The sequence below is a fragment of the Actinokineospora sp. genome, assembly GCF_050699995.1.
In the GTDB taxonomy this organism is placed as follows: domain Bacteria; phylum Actinomycetota; class Actinomycetes; order Mycobacteriales; family Pseudonocardiaceae; genus Actinokineospora.
In genome coordinates this window covers 1-6,709 of record NZ_JBOHGC010000054.1, presented here as the reverse complement: position 1 = coordinate 6,709, position 6,709 = coordinate 1, and the positions used below count along the sequence as shown (strand labels likewise).

At 71.7% G+C, this 6,709-nt stretch carries 9 protein-coding genes; all 9 read right to left on the bottom strand.

The window, feature by feature from the left end; translation table 11 throughout:
* The coding region (locus ACRDSQ_RS03440; protein ID WP_431418678.1) for a beta-ketoacyl-[acyl-carrier-protein] synthase family protein at positions 1–768 on the bottom strand (768 nt) is incomplete at its 3' end.
* The gene (locus ACRDSQ_RS03435) at positions 768–1,007 is read right to left on the bottom strand and encodes an acyl carrier protein (RefSeq protein ID WP_431418676.1); all 240 of its coding nucleotides are present in this window, start codon (positions 1,005–1,007) and stop codon (positions 768–770) included. The genes ACRDSQ_RS03440 and ACRDSQ_RS03435, both read right to left, overlap by 1 nt.
* A 34-nt stretch (positions 1,008–1,041) precedes the next feature.
* Positions 1,042–2,022 carry a beta-ketoacyl-ACP synthase III gene (locus ACRDSQ_RS03430; RefSeq protein ID WP_431418675.1) on the bottom strand — a complete coding sequence of 327 codons (981 nt, stop codon included), beginning with the start codon at positions 2,020–2,022 and terminating at the stop codon, positions 1,042–1,044.
* Complete coding sequence (locus ACRDSQ_RS03425) at positions 2,019–2,975, bottom strand: VlmB-like protein (protein ID WP_431418672.1); 957 nt, start codon at positions 2,973–2,975, stop codon at positions 2,019–2,021. Before ACRDSQ_RS03425 ends, ACRDSQ_RS03430 begins: the two co-directional genes overlap by 4 nt.
* Positions 2,972–3,472: a flavin reductase family protein gene (locus tag ACRDSQ_RS03420; protein WP_431418670.1), complete on the bottom strand. Its 501-nt coding sequence runs from the start codon at positions 3,470–3,472 to the stop codon at positions 2,972–2,974. The genes ACRDSQ_RS03425 and ACRDSQ_RS03420 overlap by 4 nt, the downstream gene beginning before the upstream one ends.
* Positions 3,469–3,966, bottom strand: coding sequence for a hypothetical protein (locus ACRDSQ_RS03415; RefSeq protein ID WP_431418669.1), 498 nt, complete (start codon positions 3,964–3,966; stop codon positions 3,469–3,471). The genes ACRDSQ_RS03420 and ACRDSQ_RS03415 overlap by 4 nt, the downstream gene beginning before the upstream one ends.
* A 12-nt stretch (positions 3,967–3,978) precedes the next feature.
* A complete protein-coding gene (locus tag ACRDSQ_RS03410) occupies positions 3,979–4,470 on the bottom strand; it encodes a type II toxin-antitoxin system RatA family toxin (protein WP_431418668.1) in 492 nt (163 codons plus the stop codon).
* 13 nt (positions 4,471–4,483) lie between these two features.
* The gene (locus ACRDSQ_RS03405; protein WP_431418667.1) at positions 4,484–5,743 is read right to left on the bottom strand and encodes an aspartate aminotransferase family protein; all 1,260 of its coding nucleotides are present in this window, start codon (positions 5,741–5,743) and stop codon (positions 4,484–4,486) included.
* A partial coding sequence (locus ACRDSQ_RS03400; RefSeq protein WP_431418665.1) for an acyl-CoA dehydrogenase family protein occupies positions 5,740–6,709 on the bottom strand: 970 nt, incomplete at its 5' end. The genes ACRDSQ_RS03400 and ACRDSQ_RS03405, both read right to left, overlap by 4 nt.

The following is a 6,709-nucleotide window of genomic DNA, read 5'->3' as shown; positions in this document are numbered from 1 at the left end:
GCCCAGGAGGCGGGCGCGGACCCGGGCGCCGCGGGCGGCGGCGTCGGCCGCCCGCTCCAGGATCAGCACGCCGGCGCCCTCGGCGATGACGAAACCGTCCCTGGCCTGGTCGAACGGCCGCGACGCCCGCGCCGGGTCCCCGTTGCGCGACAAGGCTTTCATCTTCGCGAACGACGACACGATCGTCGGGGTCGTGCTCGACTCGGCGCCGCCCGCGATCACCACGTCGCACGCCCCCGACCGCAGCAGGCTCATCGCCGTGCCGATGGCGGTGGCACCCGAGGCGCACGCCGTGGCGGTGGCGAAGTTCGGGCCGCGGGCGCCGTGGTCGATGGCGATGTACCCGGCGGCCATGTTGACCCCGAGCATCGGGATCAGCAGCGACGAGACCTCCACCGGCCCGCGGTCGAGCAGGTTGCGGTGCTCCCGCTCGAACGTGCCGATGCCCCCGATGGCCGTGCCCAGCACCACCGCGACCCTGGCCCCGTCCCACGTTCGCGGGTCGAGGCCGGAGTCGGCCACCGCCTGCCGTGCGGCGGCCATGGCGAGTTGCTCGTAGCGGTCGAGCCGCCAAGCGATCCGTCGGCCCACGTGCTCGTCCGGGTCGAACCCCGGCACCCGGCAGCCGAAGTCGACCGGCAGGCCGACCAGGCCGGGGTCGGCCGCCGCGGCGGGTTCCGCGCGCAGCAACCGATCCCAGTTGTCCTCGATCCCGATGCCCGCCGGGGTCAGCAGCCCGATCCCGGTGACGGCGATGTCGGCCCCCATCAGACGAGGGCTTTCTTCCGCTCGATCAGGGAAACGACGTCGCCCATGGTGAAGTCCTTGCTGATCTCCTCCTCGTCGATGGCCACGCCGAACTCCTTCTCGGCCATCAGCGCGAACTCCACTAACGCCAACGAGTCGACATCGAGTTCGGCGAGGGTGACCTCGGCGCCGACCTCCTGCGCGCCGACGCCGAAGCTGGCCACGAGCAGTTCCCTGACCTGGTCGAGGGTGACGTCCATGATGATCTCCTTCTGTCCACAGTGGATTGGTGGGTCAAGCTGCGGTGATGGTGGGCCAGCGCAGGGCGGTGGAGCCCCAGGCGAGCCCGCCGCCGAACGAGGTGAGCAGGACCTTCTCGCCCGGTCGGATCCGGTCGGCGGCGTCGGCCAGCGCCAGCGGGATCGACGCGGCCACGGTGTTGCCGACCCGGTCGATGTTGCTGACCAGCCGTTCGGCGGGCAGGTCGAGGGCGCCGCCGAGCGCGTCGATGATGCGCCGGTTGGCCTGGTGGGCGACGACCCAGTCGACGTCCTCGGTGCGCCAGCCCGCCTCGGCGAGCACGGCCCGGGCGGAGGACTCCATCCGCCGCACGGCGTGGCGGAAGGTCGGTTTGCCCTGCATGGTGAAGAAGTGCTCGCGCGGGTCGTCGCCGACCCGCCGCCGGGACCCGCCCGCCGGGATCATGACGAGCTCGGCGAGGTCGCCGTCGCTGCCGAGGTCGAACGGGCCGATCGCGCCCGGCTCGTCGGGCTCGCCCGCGCGCAGCACGACCGCGCCCGCGCCGTCGCCGAAGATCATCGCCGTGGAGCGGTCGGTCGGGTCGATGATGGTCGAGAAGGTGTCCGCCCCGATCACCAGCACGTCGCGTGCCACGCCGGCGCTGATCAGGCCCGCGCCGGCGGCCAGCCCGTAGACGAACCCGGCGCACACCGCGCCGAGGTCGAACGCGGCGACGTGCGGCAGGCCCAGCCGGGCGGCGACCTCCGGGGCTGAGGCCGGGCACGGCCGGTCCGGCGTCGTCGTGGCCAGCACGACCGCGCCGACCTTGCTCAGCCCGGCCGACTTCAGCGCCCGCGCGCCCGCCTCGGCGGCCAGGCCGACCGTCGACATCCCGGGCTCGATCCAATGCCGTTGGGACACACCGGTCCGGGTGCGGATCCAGTCGTCCGTGGTGTCCAGTTGCGGCGCGATCTCGGCGTTGCCCACGACGCGCGGCGGCACGCAGCCGCCCAGGCCCGCCAGGACAGCGGTCACGTCGCGGCCTCTTCCAGACCCATGTCGGTGAGCCGCTTGCGTTTCATGTCCGTCGACCAGCGGTCGGCGGTCTCCAGCCGCTCCTCGGGTGTGGTGTCGATGAGCCGCCTGCCCGGCCAGATCTCGTAGTCGCCGACGACCGCGGCGTGCTCGTGCATCCCCTCCTGGAACAGCTTCTCCCGGCGCAGCACCATCTCGTGGGTCGGCAGCTCACTCCACAGCTTCATCCCGCGCTGGATCAGCTCCAGCACGCGGGCGCGGTCGCCGGGGTGGTCGATCAGGTGCCGCTTCGCGATGTCCGCGCCCACGGTCAGGTGCCGGATCTCGTCGATGCCCGCGCCCTTGTCGATGTCCGCGGCGGCCGGGTCGAGCGGGCGCCACTTGCGTTCGCTCAGCTCGGCCGCGGGCGCCAGCGCGCCTTCGAGGATGATCGCCATCATCACGACGCCGCCGATGAAGTCGCGGTCGTCGCGCATGATCTCCAGCGCCATGCGCTCCAGCGGCCCCAGCACCGAGTCCAAATAGGACCCCGCGAACACCGGGATCGCCTCGGCCAGCCGCTCGGCGGGCGTGCCCAGGGCGACGAGGTGGTTGCGGAACACCATCGCGTGCCTGCACTCGTCGAACACCTGGGTCGTGTAGAACTCCATCGTGTCGGTGTCCGGCGCGATGGGGATGAGGTAGGCCAGGCCGCGGGTCGCCTTCTCCTCGGCGACCGAGCGGAACGCGTACTCCTGGGTGATCGCCTCGTACAGCGCGCCCGACTTCATGTGCTCCGGCACGACCAGGTCCGGGTCGTGCCCGTCTGGCCTGCCGCGCAGCGTGCCCTCCGGCACGGCGTTGAGCCAGTACCGCAGGTTGCAGTCCTGGGCGGTCATCTGCAGGTCCATCGCGCCGTCGATCAGGCTCGGCGCGGTGTCCCAGTCCGCCTCGCGGGGAATCTGGATGGTCATGTGTCCTCGCTCTCGATGGTTCCCCGGTGCAGCGCGCCGGCGAAATACAGCAGCGGAGTACGGGCGCGCCCCTCGCCGAGACCGGCCACGGTGGCCACGACCAGCTCGTGGTCGCCCGCGGCGATGACGTCGTGCGTTCGGCAGTGCAGCCAGCAGACCGTGTCCGACAGCCGCGGCACGCCCGCCTCGTCCGGGGTCCAGCCGACGCCGTCGAACTGGTCGGCGCCGCGGGAGCGGCTGGCGAAGCGGCGGGCCACCGACTCCTGGTCGCTGGAGAGCACGTTGACGGTGAAAGCGCCGTGGTCGCGGATCAGGTCGAGCACCCAGCTGCCGCGCCGCAGGCAGATCGACACCAGGGCCGGTTCTCTTGACAGGAAACAGAACGTGCTTACGGTGGCGCCGCGGGCGGTGTCGCCCGCGCCCGCGGTCACCACCGACACGCCGGTGGGAAACCGCTGCGCCACCGTCCACACGGCCTCGGCCAGCGAAGCTCTCACCCCGCCAGCACCTGTTCGGCCACAGCGGAGGGCGCCGGCGCGCTCGGGCTGGCAGGCGACTCCACCTTCCCCTGCAGCTGCGCGAACGCGGGATGCACGACCGGCTCGAAGGTCACCGAGAACGGCTTGAGGAAGTTGCCGAACAGGGCGCGGTCGCCACACAGATGGATCGGCAACGCCAGCAGCGCCCACTCGGGCCCGAACACCAGCGACCACACCAGGGCGACCGCGGCCTGGGTGACCAGGCTGTGCATGATGTTGTAGAGGACGTAGTAGACCTTGGAGATCTGCTTGGTCTTGCTGCGGTGGAAGGCGATCGCGCCGGGGATGTAGCCGATCAGGTCGATGTAGAGGAAAAGCCCGGCGAAGACGAACCAGTTGATCGCGCCGATGTGCTCGACGAACAGGTACATCGACAGGCCGAGCGCGACCAGGTACTCCAGCCGGATCAGCCGGTAGGTGGTCTTGGAGTCGAACAGATTCGCGGCGTCCATCAGGGGTTCTCCTTAAACGGCGCCCGGAAGCGCCGGGACGGTGTCGAGATCGGTGAGGGCCTCAGCGCCCTCCAGCACGTCGATCGGGCCGAACAGCCCGCCGAGGATCTGCACGGCGGCGCGCTTGATCACCCGCTCGGCGATGGGGTCCATCAGCCCGGACAGGCTCTCGATGCCGAAGTCGTAGGTGACCTCGAACCGCACGTCCGAGCCGCCGTCGGCCACGGTCACCTGCCAGGCGCCGCGGAAGTCGTCGAAGTCGCCGTCGCTCTGCTCGAAGTCGATGCGCAGCCGCTCGGCGTCGAACACCTCGGTCTCGTGCCAGCGCATGATGCCGCGGCGGAAGTTGACCTCCCAGTACGTCTCCCGGCGGGTGCCCGCCGGGCCGGTGCGGACTTGCCGGACGTCTTCGGCGAGGTCGGGGTAGCGGGCGAAGTCGGAGACGGCGGTGTAGGCGGTGGCCGGGTCGGCGGGCACCCGGACCAGCAGGTGGATGGATCGCATGGCAAGGCTCCTTTTAGGACACGACCGCGCGGGCCGCCCGGTCGAAGGCGTCGAGCAGCACCAGGACCTCGCTGTCGTCGAGGATGGCGGGTGGGGTCAGGCGCAGCACCGCGGGCGAGTTGAGCGAGTGGTTGGCGATCACGCCCGCCGACAGCAGCTCGATCAGCAGGTCGCCCGCGAGGCCGTCGACGGCGCACTCGATCCCGATCAGCAGACCGGCGCCGCGCACCTGCCGGACCCGGTGTCCCAGCACGGTTTCGGCGATCTCGGCCAGCCTCGCGCGGATGACGGCGCCGAGACCGGCGGCCTTGCGCACCAGGTCGTCCTCCTTGATCGCCGCGATGGCGCCCTGGGCGGCGGCCATGGCCAGCGGGTTGCCGGAGAACGTCGAGGTGTGGATGAACGGGTCCTTGTCGAACGGCCGGAAGGCCTCGGCGGTGGCGACCATCGCCGACACCGGGACCACGCCGCCGGAGAGGCCCTTGCCGACCAGCAGCACGTCCGGCGTCACGCCCGCGGCGTCGGCGGCCCACCAGTGCCCGACCCGGCCGAGCCCGGTCTGGATCTCGTCGAGCACGAACAGCGCGCCGTGCTCCCGGCACAGCCGCTCGACCTCGCGCAGGTAGCCCTCGGGCGGCAGGATCACCCCGGCCTCGCCCTGGATCGGCTCGACGATCACGCACCCCGAACCGGGGTGGGCGCGCAGGACCCGGTCCAACGCCTCGGCGTCGCCGAACGGGACGTGGGACACGTCGGGCAGCAGCGGCCGGAACGGGGCCTGGAACACCTCGCGCGCGGTCACGCTCAGCGCGCCGAGGGTCTTGCCGTGGTAGCCCGACTCCATGGAGACCAGGTGCCGCTTGCCCTGCGCACGCGCGAGTTTGATGGCCGCCTCGACGGCCTCCGCGCCGGACCCGGCGAAGTACACCCGGGCCAAACCCTGGGGCGCCACACCGATCAGCGCCTCGGCGGCGTTGGCCAACTCGGGTTCGAGCAGCAGCCGCGAGGCGATCGGATTGGTGTTGATCTGCCGGATCACCGCGCTGACCACACGCGGGTGGCGGGCGCCCATCAGGAACACCCCGTAGCCGCCGCAGTTGAGCAGGCTGCGTCCGCTCGCGGTGCGCAGCCACGCCCCTTCCGCGGCGACCTCGACGTCGCCGCCGAACATCTCGCCCAGGGCCGCGCGGCCCTTGCTGACGAAGGTCCGGTATTTGTCCGCGACCGCCCCCGGCGCGGTCGCGCCGGGGGCCGCGGTGGTCGTGGGACTCACTCGACCACCAGCGGTTCGCCGCCGTAGTAGCCGAGCATCCCGTCGATCATGCTGGTGCGTGACGGCGGGTGGAACGCGATGGCCTGCGCGGCGGCCGAGAGATAGGCGACCTCGGAGGACGACACGAACGACATGCCGCCGAGCAGTTCGACGGCTTGGCCGACGGTGGCGCGGATGAGGTCCTGCACGGTGAACCGGCTCGCCAGGGCGGTGGCCAGGCAGTCGTTGCCCATGTCGCCCGCCATCAGCCGCCGGGCCAGGCCCTCGACCAGGGCGGCGGCGGACTCGATGCGCACGACCAGCGCCGCACGGTCCGACGCGGTGCCGCGCTTGGCTTCCAGGACGCGGTCGACGAGCGCGCTGGCGATGCCGGTGTAGGTGGCGCACACGGTCATCTGGAACCAGATCAGGCCGACCTGCTGCAGTTCGCTTAGGTCGTCGAGCAGGTCGGCGGGCGGCTGCAGGATCTGCGCGTCGGTGACTTTGACGTCGTTCAGCCGGACCTCGTCGCTCTGCGCGCCCGCCAGGGCGAAGCTGCCCCAGAACGGCACGACGCTGATGCCGGGGGTGTCGGCGGGCAGCATCAGGAAGCCCATCTCCACCGAGCCGTCCTCGCGGCGCATGCCGACGCTGCCGGTGAACAGGTCCATCGACCGGGAGAGGCTGCACGGCTTCTTCGACCCCGAGATCAGGTAGCCGCCCTCGACCGGCCGCGCCTCCATCGTGGGGGAGAGGATGCCCTGCTGGGTGCGGCCCTCAGCGAAGCCCGAGGCGACCAGCCAGCGCTTCTCGGCGATCTGCTTGAGCATCAGGTCGTCGAGGTCGGTGCCCTGGCCGAAGGTCTCGGCGACGCCGAACAGCGTGCCCACCGAGAAGTGGTGCATCGCGGTCGCCACCGCCATCGACGGCGCCGCCGCGGCCAGCGCGCGCACCACCTGGGCGGCCTGCAGCGCCGTGGCGTCCGGG

Bases quoted from the DNA above. Each gene is read 5' to 3' on its own strand.
- ACRDSQ_RS03435 (WP_431418676.1), bottom strand. From the start codon at position 1,007: ATGGACGTCACCCTCGACCAGGTCAGGGAACTGCTCGTGGCCAGCTTC.
- ACRDSQ_RS03425 (WP_431418672.1), bottom strand. From the start codon at position 2,975: ATGACCATCCAGATTCCCCGCGAGGCGGACTGGGACACCGCGCCGAGC.
- ACRDSQ_RS03415 (WP_431418669.1), bottom strand. From the start codon at position 3,966: ATGGACGCCGCGAATCTGTTCGACTCCAAGACCACCTACCGGCTGATC.
- ACRDSQ_RS03410 (WP_431418668.1), bottom strand. From the start codon at position 4,470: ATGCGATCCATCCACCTGCTGGTCCGGGTGCCCGCCGACCCGGCCACC.